The organism is Devosia sp. YIM 151766 (assembly GCF_030285925.1).
Lineage (GTDB): Bacteria > Pseudomonadota > Alphaproteobacteria > Rhizobiales > Devosiaceae > Devosia.
Genome location: NZ_CP127251.1, coordinates 68069 through 84282, shown reverse-complemented (window position 1 = coordinate 84282; position 16214 = coordinate 68069). Strand labels below are relative to the sequence as shown.

The following is a 16214-nucleotide window of genomic DNA, read 5'->3' as shown; positions in this document are numbered from 1 at the left end:
GCGGCGGTCTGTTTGCCCCTAAAGCTGGGGTGAGTCCAGCCCGGGTTCAAGCCTTGTTTGCCGCAGGGCAAAACCCGAACGGGCCTGTTGCAGCAGAACGGGCGGCAAATTCATCAAGGTTTCCAGTTCAGTCCACAGGATCGATGCGGAGACCGCCCGGCCCGGGAACAACTGACCTGCAACCAGCGCATAAAGCCCCAGCTGGGTCAGGTAATTCCCCGGCACGTCGGCAGGATGCCGGGGCGGCGCCGCATCGGACTTGTAATCGACCACCAGCACGCTTGAGTCGTCAACCACCAGGCAATCGATGCGGCCATGCAGGCGCACCGGTGCCCCCTGCCGCAAGGCCGGCACCAGGAAGGGCACTTCGGCCCGGCTGGTGGGCCCGAACAGATGCGCCAGTTCGGGCCGCGACAGGATCGACAGGGCCCGGCCCATCACCGCTTCGTGACGATCGGGATAATCGGGCAGCAGCGTTTCCAGCGCCCGCGGCGCCACCAGCGGCCAATCCGCCGGCCGCACCTTGCCCAGATGCTGGAGCAAGGCATGCAACGCCAGCCCCTGCTTGCGCGCGCCCTCGGCATCGCGGGCCTGTTCGGCGAGGCTCTGCAGGATGCGCGGCGCCCCTCCCGCCTCGCCGGCCCGCGAGGGCGAGACCAGCGGCGCCACGGCTGGCTCCGGCACCGGATCGGCGCTGATCGGGGCCATGGGCTTCTCGGCCGGCGCCGGCGCGCCGGCATGCAAGGCCATTTCCGGCGCTGGATAGACCAGGGCGGAAACGGCGCCCGCCGCGTCATGCAACGGCGTCAGGTCCGGCTGCAAGGCCTGCTCGATGGCCTGGTACCAGCTGCCGTCGAGCTGGGTCTCGGCCTTGCTGGCGGCGCTCAGCGTGCCGGTGACATAAAGCTCGTCCTCGGCCCGGGTCATGGCCACATAGAGCCGGCGCCAATATTCCTCGTCCAGGGTCGCGTCGGCCATTTCCTTGACCAACAAGGTCGCCGCATCGTGCTGGCCCTTGGCCGAGGCCTGGACCAGCAGCGGGCCCGGCGCTTCGTTGAGCACATAGACCGGCTTACCGGTCATCTGCGCCGAGGGCTTGGCGCTGGCATCGGCGAGAATGACGATCGGGGCCTCCAGCCCCTTGGCCCCATGCACGGTCATCACCCTGACCCCGCCGCCGCTTTCGGCCAGTTCGCGCTTGATATTCACCGAGCGGCGGCGCAATTCGACAGCAAAGCCCTGCAATGACGGCTGCCCGCTCTGCTCATGCGCCAAAGCCAGTTCCAGCAATTCGGACAGCACCTCGTCCACTTCGGTGCCCAGCCGGGCGTGGAAGCGGCGCAGCCCGCCTTCGGCATAGAGCAGCCCGGCCAGGAATTCGAATGGCCGCTCCAGGTCGAGCTGCCCGGCCCAGCGGGCCAATTGCCCGGAAGCCGCCTGCGCCACCGGCAGGGCCGAGGCGAAAAGCGCCGCATGCAGCGTCTCGCCGTTCGCCCGGCCATGGGCCAAATGGTAGAGATCGTCCTCGGAAATGTCGAAGAGCGGCGAGCGCAGCAGGGCGGCCAATTGCAAATCGTCGGCCGGATTGAGCAGCACATCGACCAGCGCCAGAAGGTCGAGCACGGCGATATGCCCGGTCACCGCCAGGCGGTCGGCGCCGGGGGTCGGCAGGTTCTCGGCGCGCAGGGCGCGGATGATTTCCTGGAAGAACGCCCCGCGTTTCTGCACCAGGATCAGCACGTCGTCGGCGATGATCGCCCGCCGGCGCTCGCCCAGCATCCGGCCGGAATCGATCCAGGCCCTGATTTCGCGGGCGATCCGCACCGCCACCTGCCGCGCCGCGCTCTGCTCGGCCTCGACCGGCTCCCTGGGCCATTGGCTGGTATCGCGCTCCGCCCGGGCTTCCTGCACCGGGGGCCACAGCGTCACGCGCCCCCCCTGCTGCACCCGCGCCGCCTGGTGGATGACCTTATCCAGCGACAGCAAGGCCAGCCTGATATCCTCGCGGTCGGTCACCCGGTCCACGGCGTCGAGAATGCCGCTCAGGGTGCGGAAACTGGTATGGAGCCTGACCTGCTCGAAGGGTCGGGCCGCCTCGCGCGCCCGCCGCGCCATTTCCCGCCCGGTCTGAGCGAACAGAACCGGCTGGGCGCCCTGGAAGGAATAGATCGACTGTTTCTGGTCGCCCACGGCGAAAATCGAGCGCGGGCGGTCCATCGCCCCGGCGCCGGAGAAGAATTCCTCGGCCAGCGCCTTCACCACCCGCCATTGCGGCGCATTGGTGTCCTGGCTTTCATCGACCAGGATATGGTCGATGCCGGCATCGAGCTTGTATTGCACCCAGGGAGCGATGGCGCGATTATCGAACAGATCGCCGAGCTTTTCGATCAGGTCGTCGAAATCGAGCAGAGCATGCCGGCGCTTCTCCGCGTCATAGCGCGCCCGGATGGCGGCGACGACATCCAGCACCGCCTCGCTGCGCTCGACCAGTCGCGCCCGGGTCAGTTCCGCATCGAGCCCGATCAGCCGCGCCTGCTCGGCCAGCAGCAGTTCGTGCAGGTCGGGATGAGCCTCGACCTCCTTCTTGGTCATCAGCGCCGCGCGCGGTTTTCCCTCGCCGGTAAAGAAGGCGGCGCGCAGTCCATCCACGGTCGGATGCTCGGGATCGAGCCGCGCCAGCAGGTCGGTGCAGCGCCGGTTTCCCCCCGGATCGCCATTGAGGCGCTCGATCAGCATCCGGGTGACGCCTGGGGTTAACAATCTGTTAGCAACAAGCCGCTCGCGGATAGAATCCGGTGGCTCCCCATCATAGCCCACCAGGTGCCGTAACCGCGCCTTGGCGGCTGGCACATCGGCCAGAACCGGCTTCAGCCGCGCCCCTTCGCCCAGCGCCGAATTGATGGATTTGGCGATGGCATCGTCGCTCATCAGCCCGAACAGCGTCTCGACCGCCTCGGCATGGGCGCCGCCCCTAAGTCCTTCCGCCAGAACACTTTCCCGCGCCGACAGCACCATCTGCACCTGCCGTTCGTCTTCGATGACGGCGAAGTCGAACGGCACCCCGGCCTCGATGGGAAAGCGGTGCAGCACCGCTTCGCAGAAGGCATGGATGGTCAGGATCCGCAGCCCCCCCGGCGTCTCCAGCGCCCGCGCGAACAGCGTCCGTGCATCCTCGAGCATTTCCGGGCTTGGCGCCGAACCCACCAAGTCCCTGATATCCTTGTGTAATATTGCCTCGTCGGCGACCGCCCATTGCGCCAGCCGCGCCCCGACGCGCTTGCGCATCTCCGCCGCCGCCGCCTTGGTATAGGTCAGGCAGAGGATCGATTGCGGCCGCACGCCGGCCAATAAAAGCCTTAAGACACGGTGGGTTAGCACATAGGTCTTGCCCGAACCGGCATTGGCCTCCACCCAGATCGAATAATCCGGATCGCTGGCCCGGCCCTGGCTGGTCCTGGTATCGAAGGGGATTTCGAGCAGGCCACGATCGCTCACGTCTCGTCCTCCCCATCCGTGGCGCTCCATTCGGCGACGCGGGCCAGATGGTCGTAAGGGCCTGAAAATCTTTGGGTTTTAAGTGGCAGCAATCGGGCAGGAAGCGGCGTTTCCCGCAGCAGGAAGAAATCGATATGCCCCTGCATGCGCCGCCAGATTTCGTCGGCTGCCGCCATGATATCGAGGCCCTCGGCAACCGCGAAGGCGCTGGGCTTGAAGGCCTCGGGGCCCAGTCCGATCTTGATATAGGTCAGCGCCGAGGATGGCGCCGGCGCGATTTTCTGCATCGCCCCGGCCTGCGCCATCAATGCCTCGACCGGCAATTGCGGCGCCTCGAACGCCTTCATGCCGGCCGGACTGGGCGGGGAGCCGGTCTTGAAATCGAGAATTTCCAGAGTGCCATCAATGAGTTCGTCGATACGGTCGGCCTCGCCGGTAATCAGGAAGCCGCCGCCCAGCCCCAGCTGCCATTCGCCCCTGATCTCGGCATGTCGGGCCCGGACCCGCACCGCCCGGCCCCGCTCGAATTCCAGGAATTGCGCCGCCGCCGTGGCAAAGCGCCGGAGCCAGATGTCACGGCGCTCGCCGATCATGTCGAGCCCGGCAAATTCCTGATTGGCAATGCCCATCAGCTGGTCAAGGGCGCTGTCGGCCAGCACATCGTGGCCTTCATTGACGAAGCGGGCGAAGATGGCATGGATGATATTGCCGCGCTCGCGCGCATCCGGGTCCTCACCCAGCGCATCAAGCGGGCGCAGGCCCAGCACGTGCTTGGCATAAAGGTCATAGGGCGACCGCATCAAGGTCTCGATCTCGGTAACCGAAAGCCGGCGCAGGCGCGGCGCAAAGGGCGGGTTCGGCACCGGCCGGCCGGCGGGCTTTACCGAAAGCGTGGCATCGAGCCGCCGCGCCCGCTCGACCCAGACAGTGCCGCGTTGCCGCAGGATTTCCGCGTGCGGCGCGCCGATAAAGGCATCGAGCCGCTGTACCAGCCGCGACGGCAGGGCCGGGCTGGACCCAATGCGGTCGGCATAGGCGACGATGACCTCGCCATTGCCCATGCCCTGCGCGAAATCGTGGGCGGCGAGGCCCTGCATGCGTTCGGGCGGCGCCATGCCGGCGGCCAGCCGCATGCCCCGGCTGAGCCAGGGGCCGGGATCGGCGGGACCGGGCCATTTGTCCTCATTGAGAGCGCTCAAGATCAGCAGGTCCGGGCTCATCAGGCGCGCTTCCAGCTGACCCCAGATGGCGATATCGTCGCGCCGCTGCTCGTGATTGCGCACTTCGAACCCGCTCATCAGCGCAAACAGCACCTCATCGAGCCCGAAGGGGCCGAAGCGGTGGCCCTGGCCGCCCAGACGCGCCATCTCCCCGGCCCAAAGGGAGAATTCCTCGCGGCCATGAAGGGGCGCGCCGGCGCTTACCGCCTCGACACTGCTCCACAGCGCGGTGGCGAGCTGGGCGGCGTGCATTTCCTTTTGCTGCAAAAGCGACAGCAATGGCGCGATGGCCGCTTCCAGCTGATCGAACAAGGCCGAAATCGCCGCGGCGTCCTCGGCGCCGATCGGCCTCCGCCGGCTCCTGGGATCATCCGCCATACGCAGCGCCAGCAAGGCGCGCAGCCCGGCCAGGCCCGGCCCCGGCCGCTGGCCACGCAGCAGGCGCAGGTCGAGTCGATTGGCCGCCTCGGTGATGGCCGCACGGTCGGCGCCGAAACGCGCGGCGCGATTGCGCAGCAGCGCCATCAGGTCGACAGGCGCGCAGCCATTGACCGCCAGGTTGAGCACCTGCCGCGCCAGCAGCCCGGCCGGGGCATGAAAGAGCGGCGAACCGGCAGCGTCATCGACATGGATGGCAAAGCGTTTGAGCTCGGCGGCGATGCGGCGAGCCAGATTGCGGTCGGGCGTGACAATGCCCACGGTCCGGCCTTCTTCCAGCGCCGCGCGACCGGCCAGGGCAATGGCTCGCGCCTCCTCATCCTGGTTGCGGGCCTGGATGATGGACACGCCCGCCAGGGCGGCGTCGAGCACCAGCGCATCGGGACGCTGCCCGGCCCAGAGCGCCGTTGCCCCTGTCGGCGCCAGCGCATGGTTGACCAGCATGGTGCGCGGATGCGGCATGGGGCAAAGTTCTTCGACCTCGTCGACACCGGCTCCCAGGACCCCGAGCAGATGCGCGAGGCCATATTGCGGATGGCCGTGCGGATTCTGATCGTCGTGGCGCAGCATGGCCAGCATTGCCGGGCTCATCGCCATATCGAGGCCGGGCAGCACCACCGCGCCGCGCGGCAATCCGGCAATCGCCGCCAGCAGCCGCGCCGTGGCCGGGATGGAACCGGTGGACCCGGCCGCGATCACCGGCTTGTCGCCATAAAGGTGCGGCGCGGCCAGGGCCTGCCGGTCGAGCCGGGCGCCGCGCAAACCGGCGGAATCCTGCAGGTTGAGGGAATGGAGCAGGTCCGGCCAGGCAGTCAGCGCGATATCGAGGAATTCCAGCGTCTGCTGCCAATAGGCGCCCAGCTCCTGGGCCAGCGCATCGCCGATGGCCCTGATGTCGGCGGGGCTGCGCTCCTCGATCAGCAGGTCATCGATCACCCGGCCGAGCGATTCGGCCATGGAGAAGATTTCGGCCGCGCTGGGCGGGGAGGAAAAGGCCAGGCGGCCGCGCTCGCTATGGGCCCATTGCGCCACCAGATGCGACAGGGTCAGGCGGCGCATCAGCCCGCTGGCCGGCTGCGGCAGGGGCGGCGCCTCGAAGGGCGGCAGGAACGGCTCCTCGTCGGCCTCCTCGCCGCCAAAGGTGCGGATATCGGGGAGCAGGCCGGTAAAATCGGCGCGGCCGGCGAAAGCCTCGGCCAGCTTCTGCCGGGCGCGCTGGGTGGGCACGATGATGGTGACATCGCTCAACCAGAACGGACCGTTCCGATCCCAATCGGCCAGCAAGGACCCATCCATCACCGCCCCGGCCAGGCAGGGCAGAAACGGCACCGAGGGCGCGATGGAAAAAAGCCTCATGGCGACAGCGCCTGTTCGGCCGCCGCCAGACCCGCCGGATCGCCGACATGGAACCAGGGGGCATCGAGCACCACGCCGGACAGCCGCTCCGCTTCCAGCGCCGCATCGAGCAGCAGGTTCAGCGAAAAGGCGCCGTCAGACGCATCATCGAACCATGACCGGCCCATAAGCGCCACCCCGCCATAGATGATCGGCGCACCGTAATCGCGGGTTACCAAACCGGAGGGATCGAGGCAGAAATCATGGCTGCGGCCAAAGCCGATGGCGCGGCGCGGCTGGACGCAGAGCAGCACGATATCGCGTTCGCCGCTATGGCGAGCCAGCATGCGCGTCAGCGGCCTGTCGGCCCCGGCGGGCCAGAACGCATCGCTGTTCATGACGAAGAATGGATCGGAATGCAGCATGGGCAGCGCCGCCTTGACCCCGCCGCCGGTGCCCAGCAATTCGGCCTCGCGATTGACTTTGAGCAGTCCGCCGAAATGGGCGAGCAATTGATCGGCGCGGTAATGGGCATTGGCGACGAAGCGCACCGCTCCCTCGGCCCGCGCATTGGCCATGACCCGCTCGATCAGCGGCGTGCCGGCGACGGGCAGCAGCGGCTTGGGCGTGATCTCGGTCAACGGCCTGAGCCGCAGGCCCAGGCCCGCGGCCAGCAGCATTACATCAGGGAATCGGGCTGTGCGTTCCATGAGCCGGATAAGAAAGGGCCCCGCCCCGCTTGTCCAGCAGGGGCAGGCTTATTCGGCATGGGCCGCGGCGGCGGGCGGCTCGATATCGTCGTCGTCGCCCTCGGCGGCCAAGGCGGCATCGCGCAGGCTCGCCTGCGCCGCGATGGCCCTGGTGCTGGTCGCGGTGATCGCATCGTTGGGCGGCGCCTTGGTGAGGATGGCAGCCAGCGAACCGATGGTGGAGCGCAGATTGTGCCGGTGCACCACCATGTCCACCATGCCGTGGCTGTAAAGATATTCGGAGCGCTGGAAGCCCTTGGGCAGCTTTTCGCGAATGGTCTGCTCGATGACGCGTTGGCCGGCAAAGCCGATCAGCGCGCCAGGCTCGGCCAGATGCACGTCGCCCAGCATGGCATAGGAAGCGGTGACGCCGCCGGTGGTGGGATTGGTCAGGACGACGAAGAAGGGCAGACCCGCCTCACGCAGGCGCAGCACCGCCACGGTGGTGCGCGGCATCTGCATGAGCGACAGCACGCCTTCCTGCATGCGCGCCCCGCCCGAGGAGACGAAAAGGATGAAGGGCGTTTTTAGCCGGATTGCCGTTTCGAGCCCGGTTATGATCCCCTGCCCCGCCGCCATGCCGAGCGAGCCGCCCATGAAGTCGAAATCCTGGATGGCCAGCGTCACGGCGCGCTCGAACAGGCTGCCGGTGGCCACGATCACCGAATCCTCATGGCCGGTCTTGGCGCGGTTTTCCTTGAGACGATCCGTATAGCGCTTCTGATCGCGGAATTTCAGCGGATCGACCGGCACGGAGGGCACCGGCACCAGCTCATATTTTCCCTCATCGAGGAAGGTGGCCAGCCGGTCGGCGGGCTTGATCTTCATGTGGTAGCCGGAATTGGGCACCACCCATTGATTGGCCTCGAGGTCGCGGTAAAACACCATTTCCCCGGATTCGGGGTCCTTCACCCAGAGATTTTCCGGCGTATCCCGCTTGTTGGACAGGAAAGAGCGGATTTTGGGGCGGACGAAATTGTCGATCCAGTTCATGGCACGGCCTTTGGCGATGATCCTTAAAGGATCCCGTAGTCGTCAATTGTGGCAATTCTTATCAGGGCGAGGCGTCAACGCAAAGGGCGCGACGCGCTATCCCCTGGCCCGGCGCACCCCGGCGGCGAGGTCGGTGACGAGATCGCGCACGGCTGAAACCGTCCGGTCCGTCGCCCGGCCATCGGCCAGGGAATTGGCCACCGCGTCGACCAGCACCGTGCCGACGACGATGCCATCGGCATGCCTGCCGATCTCGGCGGCGTCTTCCGCCGTCTTGATGCCGAAGCCCACGGCGACGGGCAGGTCGGTATGGGCCTTGATGCGCTCGACCGCTTCACCCACGGCGCCGCGCGACTTGATGGCCGAGCCGGTCACGCCGGTCATCGAGACGTAATAGACAAAGCCCGACGTATTGGCGAGTACGGCCGGCAGGCGCTTGTCGTCGGTGGTCGGGGTGGTGAGGCGGATGAAATTGATCCCGGCCCGCAGCGCGGGAAGGCACAATTCCGCATCTTCTTCGGGCGGCAGGTCGACCACGATCAGGCCATCGATGCCCGCTTCCTTGGCTGCCGCGAGGAATTTGTCGACGCCGAAATTGTAGATGGGATTGTAATAGCCCATCAGCACGATGGGCGTGGTCTCGTCCTTGCGGCGGAATTCCTCGACCATGCCGAGGACGCCGAGCAGCGTCTGTCCCGCCGCCAGGGCGCGCTGGCCGCCGAGCTGGATGGCGACGCCATCGGCCATCGGATCGGAAAAGGGCAGGCCCAGCTCGATAATGTCCGAGCCCGCCTGGGGTAGGGCATTGAGAATAGCCTGGCCGGTGGCGAGGTCTGGATCGCCGGCCATGATATAGGTCACGAGGGCGGGGCGGTTCTGGGCTTTGAGCTCGGCGAAACGCCGGTCGATGCGGGTGGTCATTATTTCAGCATCCCGAGATATTTGCCGACGCTTTCCACGTCCTTGTCGCCACGGCCCGAGAGACAGAGGACGATGGACTGGTCCTTGCCCATATTCGGCGCCACCTTCATCAATTGTGCCAGGCCATGCGCCGATTCCAGCGCCGGAATGATGCCCTCGAGGCGGGTCAACAGCTGGAAGGCGTCCAGGGCTTCATTGTCGGTCACCGGCGCATAGGTGACGCGCTTGCTGTCGTGCAGGAAGGAATGTTCGGGGCCGACGCCGGGATAATCGAGGCCGGCCGAGATGGAATGGCCTTCCAGAATCTGTCCGTCTTCATCCTGTAGCAGATAGGTGCGGTTGCCATGCAGCACGCCGGGGCGCCCGCCGGTCATCGACGCGGCGTGCCCGTTCTCGACGGCGATGCCGTGGCCGCCGGCCTCGGCGCCGTAAAGGGCGACGTCGCGGTCATCGAGGAAGGCATGGAAGGTGCCGATGGCGTTGGAGCCACCGCCCACGCAGGCGACCACCGCATCGGGCAGCTTGCCCTCCTGGGCTAGGAATTGCTCCTTGATCTCGGTGCCGATCACCGACTGAAAATCGCGCACCATTTCCGGATAGGGATGCGGTCCCGCCGCCGTGCCGATCAGATAATAGGTGCTGTCGACATTGGTGACCCAGTCGCGCAGCGCCTCGTTCATGGCGTCCTTGAGGGTGCCGGCGCCGGCGGTGACCGCCCGGACCTCGGCGCCCAGCATGCGCATGCGCAGCACATTGGGCATCTGCCGCTCGACATCGGTGGCGCCCATGAAGATGGTGCAGGGCAGGTCGAACTTGGCGCAGACCGTGGCGGTAGCGACGCCGTGCTGACCGGCGCCGGTCTCGGCAATGATGCGGGTCTTGCCCATGCGCTTGGCCAGCAGAATCTGGCCGAGGCAATTGTTGATCTTGTGCGAGCCCGTATGGTTGAGCTCTTCGCGCTTGAGGAACACTTTGGCGCCGCCCAGATGCTCGGTGACGCGCCGGGCGAAATAGAGCGGGCTGGGGCGGCCGGTATAGTGGACCGCCAGGTCCCCGAGCTCGGCCGCGTAGGCCGGATCGGCCTTGGCGGCGCGATATTCCTTTTCGAGGTCGAGGATCAGCGGCATCAGCGTCTCGGCGACAAAGCGCCCGCCATAAATGCCGAAACGCCCATGCTCGTCCGGGCCATTGCGCAGGGAATTGGTGCCGTCCATCAAGGAAAGTCCTAACTTGCTCGGCGTTCTCCGACGAGGTCTGTGCCCGCCGGCCTCGTGGTTCGACAAGCTCACCAAGAGGTCTCGCGATAATTCAGTTCAGCCGGCCGCCCGGGCGTTGCGGATGAACGCCTCGATCAGCTTCTTGTTCTTGACGCCCGGCGCGGTTTCCACACCCGAAGAGACATCCACCCCGAACGGCTGCACCGCCGCGATGGCCTCGGCCGCATTGTCCGGCGTCAGGCCTCCCGAAAGCATGAAGGGCACGGAGGGGTCAAGCGCCTTGAGGAGCGACCAGTCGAAGCGCTCGCCGAGACCGCCCGGCCTGTCGGCATGTTTGGGCGGCTTGGCGTCGACCAGGATACGGTCGGCTACCTCGGTGAAAGCGGCAATATGGGCGACGTCCTCGGCCGAGCCGATCGGCAGCGCCTTCATGATCTCGACGCCGGCCTCGGCGCGGATCGCCGCCACGCGATGCGGGGTTTCCGGGCCATGGAGCTGGATCCAGTCGGGACCGAGCGCCGCGACCTCCGCCACGCAGGAATTGTCGGGATTGACCAAAACCACGCAGCTTTGCACCTGGCCGCGCGCCGCCGAGATCAATCCGGCCAGATCCTCGATCGAGACATGGCGGGGCGAGCGCTGGAAATGCATGAAACCGACCATGTCGGCGCCCGCCTCGATGACGGCGTCGAGCAGGTCATAAGTCTTGATGCCACAGATTTTGATGATCACGGGTTCGCCCATCATGGGGCCTCGCAGAGATAGAGAAGAATAATCGGGCCACACGGCGCCGTTGATCACCGCGTTTCCAGCATGTCGTCGACATCGCTCATCGGCGAAGCCGGCGCCGGGCCAGCCTTGCGGCGCTGCGCCTCGAGTTCCTGGCTCAATTGCTGAGCCTCGCGTCGCCAATGGCGTTCGCGGCGGCGGTGATGGCCCTGTGCGAACCAGGAGGCGATGCCGCCCAGCAGCACCCCGATCAGCAGCACGACATAGAGCACGATGAACAGCGGGATGCCATAGCCCCCCGATCCGGCTTCGGCCGGCGCGAGGAACGGATTGAGATTGACGCTGACCAGATGGCGATTGGCCAGGGCAAAGGCGATCAGCAGCCCGCAAAACGGGACCAGTATCAGCCAGCCGACAATCCTGTTGACCATAAGGTCTCCCAGTTAAGGCCCCTGCCGGTGCCAGCGCCTACGAGCGGTTGAGCCGCTCGCGGATTTCCTTGCCGGCCTTGAACTGGGGCACGTATTTCTCGCCGACATCGACCTGTTCGCCGGTGCGCGGATTGCGGCCCACGCGGGCGGGACGGTTCTTGACCGAAAATGCCCCGAACCCCCTCAACTCCACGCGATCGCCGCGCGCCATGGCATCGCCGATCTCGTCCAGAATGGCGTTGACGATATTCTCGATGTCGCGCTGGAACAGATGCGGGTTCTCCGCAGCGAGCTTTTCGACAAGTTCGGACTTGATCATCAAAGGCTCCGGTCTTGGCCCCAACACCTTTTGCAGGGCAGCGCCAACCTGCCAAAGCCGGGGCAAACCGTCAAGCGGCGGTAACCGCGCAACGCCTGTGGCCTCAGACCAGGCGCTTGACCATATAGCGCGCCTCGCTTCCGTAGCCGCCCAGCTTTTCCGCCAGTTCCGGGCGCGTCTCCACCATGAAGCCTTGGCGGGTCCAGAAGGCGAGCGAATTGTTGACCGCCACCAGGCTCATGGTCGGAAATCCCATGGCCATTGCATGCTTGGTCAGGGCCGCGACGATGTGCCCGGCTGCGCCGATGCCGCGCGTCAGCGGCAACAAGGCCAGGTCGTGGATGTAAAACGTATCGGCATCGGCCGGCAGCGCGCCCAGCAGCGTATCGAGCGCCGGCAGGTCTCCCAGCCTCCAGGGATGGCTCAGCACGTAGCCGGCCGGCTTTTCGCCCACATCCAGCACATAGCAGCCATTACGGTAAAGCGTGAATTTTTCCGCCAGCACCGCCTCGGCCTCGAAGAAGCCGGGGTGAACCTGTCTGGCGATGGCGAAGACGGCGGCGCCGTCATAGCCGCTCATCGCCCGCCAGGCGACATCCTTGAGCACCTTTTGTGATCTCCAGAAACGAAAAAGACCCGCGCCGGATAGGCGCGGGTCAGAGGATTTACACAGCCAGAAGACTTACTTCTGCTCGCGGTCCTTGAGGGCGGCGCCCAGGATGTCGCCGAGCGAAGCACCCGAATCCGAGGAGCCGAAATTGGCCACGGCTTCGCGTTCTTCGGCAATTTCCAGCGCCTTGATCGAGAGCTGGATGCGGCCGGTCTTGCGGTCGTACTGGGTGACGCGGGCATCGACCTTGTCGCCCTTGGCGAAGCGCTCGGGGCGCTGGTCGTTGCGATCGCGGCTGAGATCGGCGCGGCGGATGAAGGCGGTCACGTCGCTGTCGGCAATGCGCACTTCGATGCCGCCATCGTTGACTTCCACCACTTCGGTGGTGACCACGGCGTTCTTGCGCAGGCCCGAACCGTCGGACGAGCCGGTATCGGCCAGTTCATCGGCAGCGAGCTGCTTGATGCCCAGGCTGATGCGTTCCTTGTCGACATCGATGTCGAGAACCTTGGCCTTGACCATGTCGCCACGATTGTAGTCGTCGAGCGCGATTTCGCCGGACTTCTGCCAGTCGAGGTCGGACAGGTGGACCATGCCGTCCACATCGCCTTCGAGGCCGATGAACAGGCCGAACTCGGTCTTGTTCTTGACTTCGCCTTCGATGGTGGAACCGATCGGGTTGGTCTCGGCAAAGGCTTCCCACGGATTCTGCAGGGTCTGCTTGAGGCCCAGCGAGATGCGGCGCTTGTCGGGATCGACTTCGAGCACCACCACGTCGACTTCCTGGGAGGTCGAGACGATCTTGCCCGGATGGACGTTCTTCTTGGTCCAGCTCATTTCCGAAACGTGGATCAGGCCTTCGATGCCCGGCTCCAATTCGACGAAAGCGCCGTAATCGGTGATATTGGTCACGCGGCCGGAGAACTTGGCGCCGATCGGGTACTTGGCTTCGATGCCTTCCCAGGGATCGGCCTGGAGCTGCTTCATGCCCAGCGAGATGCGGTGGCTCTCATGGTTGATGCGCACGATCTGGACCTTGATGGTCTCGCCGATGGTGAGCACTTCGGACGGGTGGTTGACGCGGCGCCAGGCGATATCGGTGACGTGCAGCAGGCCGTCAATGCCGCCCAGGTCGACGAAGGCACCATAATCGGTGATGTTCTTGACCACGCCGTCGACAACCTGGCCCTCTTCGAGCTGCTGGACGATTTCGGAGCGCTGTTCGGCGCGCGATTCCTCGAGAATGGCGCGACGCGAGACGACGATATTGCCGCGGCGCTTGTCCATCTTGAGGATCTGGAACGGCTGCGGCACGTTCATGAGCGGGGCGATATCGCGAATCGGGCGGATATCGACCTGCGAACGCGGCAGGAAGGCCACGGCGCCTTCCAGATCGACGGTGAAGCCACCCTTGACCTGGTTGAAGATGGTGCCTTCAACGCGCTCATTGGCGTTGTACTTCTCTTCGAGCTTGACCCAGCTCTCTTCGCGGCGAGCCTTTTCGCGGGAGAGGACGGCCTCGCCCATCGCGTTCTCGACGCGGTCGACATAAACTTCCACTTCCGAGCCGACGGCGATGGTGCCGTCGCGGCCGGCCTGGCCGAATTCCTTCAGCGGCACGCGGCCTTCGGTCTTCAGACCCACATCGATGATCGCGAGGTCCTTTTCGATGGCGACGACCTTGCCCTTGACGACGGTGCCTTCAGCGGCATCGTTGTCGACAAAGGAGTCGAGAAGCATCGATTCAAAATCGTCTTTCGTCACAGTCTGCTGTGCCAAATTCTTTCTCCGTTGCGCCGGTGGTTGGGGGTTTGCATCCTGCCCGAATACGGGTCCGCTTCGGCAATGCCGAAGCCGGCGCACGGAGCACCGCTTCTAAGAACAGGACGATAGATTTATGTCTGGTTCCGGGCCAGCGATTGAACCGATTGCAGCGGTGTCCGGCCCCAAGGAGGAAATTAGGAGGTTTGGCCCCCTGCCTTGAGCGCCATGGTCCGATCGACAATCTCGATGGCAGCGCGGAGTGCGGCCTCTATATCGAGAAGCGTCGTATCAAGCAAGTGCGCGTCGTCCGCTTTGTAAAAGCCGCCATGCGGATTGAGCATGTCGCGGGCATCGCGCTCTTCGATCTGGTGATAAAGCGCATAACGGTCGACCACGATGCCCCGTGCTTCCAATTGCTTGGCCCGCCGCTCCATCCGCGCCTTGCTGTCGGCCTGGATGAAGAGTTTCACGTCGGCGTCGGGGCAGATTTTCGTGCCGATATCACGGCCGTCCAGCACCGCCCCGTCCGGCTGCAGGGCGAAATTGCGCTGAAAGTCGAACAGGGCCGCCCGCACCTCGGCAATCACCGCCACTTTGGACGCCAGGACACCGGTTTCGGCGGCGGTCAGGGCATCCAGATCGGCGAGATGGGCGGCATCGAGCGTCCGGGCCGCCGCAATCGCCGCTTCTTCCAGGTCCGGCCGGTCTTCCTTGCCAGCCACCGCCAGGCCCACGGCGCGATAAAGCAGGCCGGTATCGAGATGGGGCAGGCGATAATGACGGGCGAGCCCCGAGGCCAGGGTGCCCTTGCCGGAAGCGGCGGGTCCGTCGACGGCGATGATCATGCTGGACCTCCTCGGCAATGCAATCCCGGCCCTAGGCGATAGCCGCAGCGGAGGCGGGGAGCAAGAGCGCGCATTTTGCGTTTGACACGTGCCGGCTTTGCTCATAACCGGACTGACCGAAACGGGGGGCGCAAGCGGCTTTCGACGCCCCCGCGCATTTTCCATTCGACGAGGCATGAAAATGGCCAGTTCCGACCGCGGCACCAAGCGGACCGATCCCGATACGGGCAAGAAATTCTACGACCTCAACATGGACCCGATCGTCTCGCCCTATACGGGCAAGTCCTATCCGCGGTCCTATTTCGATCAATTGCCCGGCAAGGTCAGCCCGATCACGGCGCGCAAGGTCGATGACGAGGACGAGGCGGACGAAGAAGACGAGGTCGAGGACGCGGCGGCGCCGGTGATCGTCAGCCTCGAAGAGGCCGATGCCGAAGAATCGGGCGACGAGATTCCCGATGTCGAGGATGTCGAGGTCGAAGAGGACCTGGGCGATGAGGAAGACGCGTTCCTCGAAGAAGACGAAGACGAGGACGATGGCCTCGGCTTCGAGGTCAGCGACGACGAAGATCGCTGATTTCATTGAGAATTTCCTGCCGGACGGAAATGCTGTCCGGCAGAACAAAAAAGTGTCATTTAGGCACTTGCAAGCGGCGGGATGATCCAATACGTTCCGCCTCGCTTCGGACGGGCAAAGCTCGCCGGAACCCACGGAATGGGGCCATAGCTCAGCTGGGAGAGCGCTTGCATGGCATGCAAGAGGTCAGCGGTTCGATCCCGCTTGGCTCCACCAAATCCTTCCGTTACCCAATTGCTTTCCTTCGGTTAAAATTCGAAGGCACTTAAACATCCCCATTTCTGGCCGGCGCTGAGCGATCGAGGGATTCTCCGCATCGATGCCGAGGCGATTTCTACCAACACGCAACGGGCGCGCATATAGTCCCTCCCGATTCTGCCGAGCACGGCGTGACGAACGGACCGAAGAGAGTCAGAAACTGGGAAAACTGGTGCTGCCGGTCAGGATTGAACTGACGGCCTCTCCCTTACCAAGGGAGTGCTCTACCACTGAGCTACGGCAGCAAACCGGGTGTGCGGCGCGGGCGGGGCCAGCGCGGCGACGGGGGCTCCTTTGCCATAGTGCCTGTCTC

The 16214-nt window shown here is 65.2% G+C and carries 13 protein-coding genes and 2 tRNA genes; 2 read left to right on the top strand and 13 right to left on the bottom strand.

The annotated features are described in order from the left end of the window. Nucleotides 1-18 precede the first annotated feature (18 nt). The 12 genes from addA to O9Z70_RS00330 form a co-directional block, all read right to left on the bottom strand. A complete protein-coding gene (addA, locus tag O9Z70_RS00385; RefSeq protein WP_286020536.1) occupies nucleotides 19-3495 on the bottom strand; it encodes a double-strand break repair helicase AddA in 3477 nt (1158 codons plus the stop codon). After that, complete coding sequence (addB, locus tag O9Z70_RS00380; protein ID WP_286020535.1) at nucleotides 3492-6509, bottom strand: double-strand break repair protein AddB; 3018 nt, start codon at nucleotides 6507-6509, stop codon at nucleotides 3492-3494. Before addB ends, addA begins: the two co-directional genes overlap by 4 nt. Then, the gene (locus O9Z70_RS00375) at nucleotides 6506-7168 is read right to left on the bottom strand and encodes an NTP transferase domain-containing protein (protein WP_286020534.1); all 663 of its coding nucleotides are present in this window, start codon (nucleotides 7166-7168) and stop codon (nucleotides 6506-6508) included. The genes addB and O9Z70_RS00375 overlap by 4 nt, the downstream gene beginning before the upstream one ends. A gap of 78 nt (nucleotides 7169-7246) precedes the next feature. Continuing rightward, on the bottom strand, nucleotides 7247-8230 hold the full coding sequence (gene accD / locus O9Z70_RS00370) for an acetyl-CoA carboxylase, carboxyltransferase subunit beta (RefSeq protein ID WP_286020533.1): 984 nt from the start codon (nucleotides 8228-8230) through the stop codon (nucleotides 7247-7249). A 96-nt stretch (nucleotides 8231-8326) separates the two neighbouring features. Continuing rightward, a complete protein-coding gene (gene trpA, locus O9Z70_RS00365) occupies nucleotides 8327-9151 on the bottom strand; it encodes a tryptophan synthase subunit alpha (protein WP_286020532.1) in 825 nt (274 codons plus the stop codon). Beyond that, a complete protein-coding gene (trpB, locus tag O9Z70_RS00360; RefSeq protein WP_286020531.1) occupies nucleotides 9151-10365 on the bottom strand; it encodes a tryptophan synthase subunit beta in 1215 nt (404 codons plus the stop codon). The genes trpA and trpB overlap by 1 nt, the downstream gene beginning before the upstream one ends. Nucleotides 10366-10464: 99 nt before the next feature. Then, complete coding sequence (locus tag O9Z70_RS00355) at nucleotides 10465-11115, bottom strand: phosphoribosylanthranilate isomerase (protein WP_286020530.1); 651 nt, start codon at nucleotides 11113-11115, stop codon at nucleotides 10465-10467. A 50-nt stretch (nucleotides 11116-11165) separates the two neighbouring features. Continuing rightward, nucleotides 11166-11528, bottom strand: a complete 363-nt coding sequence (locus O9Z70_RS00350; protein WP_286020529.1) for a lipopolysaccharide assembly protein LapA domain-containing protein — start codon at nucleotides 11526-11528, stop codon at nucleotides 11166-11168. 37 nt (nucleotides 11529-11565) lie between these two features. Continuing rightward, a complete protein-coding gene (locus O9Z70_RS00345; RefSeq protein WP_035099264.1) occupies nucleotides 11566-11847 on the bottom strand; it encodes an integration host factor subunit beta in 282 nt (93 codons plus the stop codon). A gap of 103 nt (nucleotides 11848-11950) precedes the next feature. Continuing rightward, the gene (locus O9Z70_RS00340) at nucleotides 11951-12454 is read right to left on the bottom strand and encodes a GNAT family N-acetyltransferase (RefSeq protein ID WP_286020528.1); all 504 of its coding nucleotides are present in this window, start codon (nucleotides 12452-12454) and stop codon (nucleotides 11951-11953) included. A gap of 75 nt (nucleotides 12455-12529) precedes the next feature. Next, the gene (gene rpsA, locus O9Z70_RS00335; protein ID WP_502870209.1) at nucleotides 12530-14197 is read right to left on the bottom strand and encodes a 30S ribosomal protein S1; all 1668 of its coding nucleotides are present in this window, start codon (nucleotides 14195-14197) and stop codon (nucleotides 12530-12532) included. A 218-nt stretch (nucleotides 14198-14415) separates the two neighbouring features. Further along, nucleotides 14416-15066: a (d)CMP kinase gene (locus O9Z70_RS00330; protein WP_286020526.1), complete on the bottom strand. Its 651-nt coding sequence runs from the start codon at nucleotides 15064-15066 to the stop codon at nucleotides 14416-14418. A 181-nt stretch (nucleotides 15067-15247) separates the two neighbouring features. On the opposite strand from O9Z70_RS00330, the gene O9Z70_RS00325 reads away from it, so the two are divergent. Then, nucleotides 15248-15643 (top strand): TIGR02300 family protein, encoded by a 396-nt coding sequence (locus tag O9Z70_RS00325; RefSeq protein WP_286020525.1) that lies wholly within the window; start codon nucleotides 15248-15250, stop codon nucleotides 15641-15643. Between the two features lie 140 nt (nucleotides 15644-15783). Then, a tRNA-Ala gene (locus tag O9Z70_RS00320) sits at nucleotides 15784-15859 on the top strand. 212 nt (nucleotides 15860-16071) lie between these two features. Here the strand turns inward: O9Z70_RS00320 and O9Z70_RS00315 are convergent. Further along, nucleotides 16072-16146, bottom strand: a tRNA-Thr gene (locus O9Z70_RS00315). Nucleotides 16147-16214: the final 68 nt, after the last annotated feature.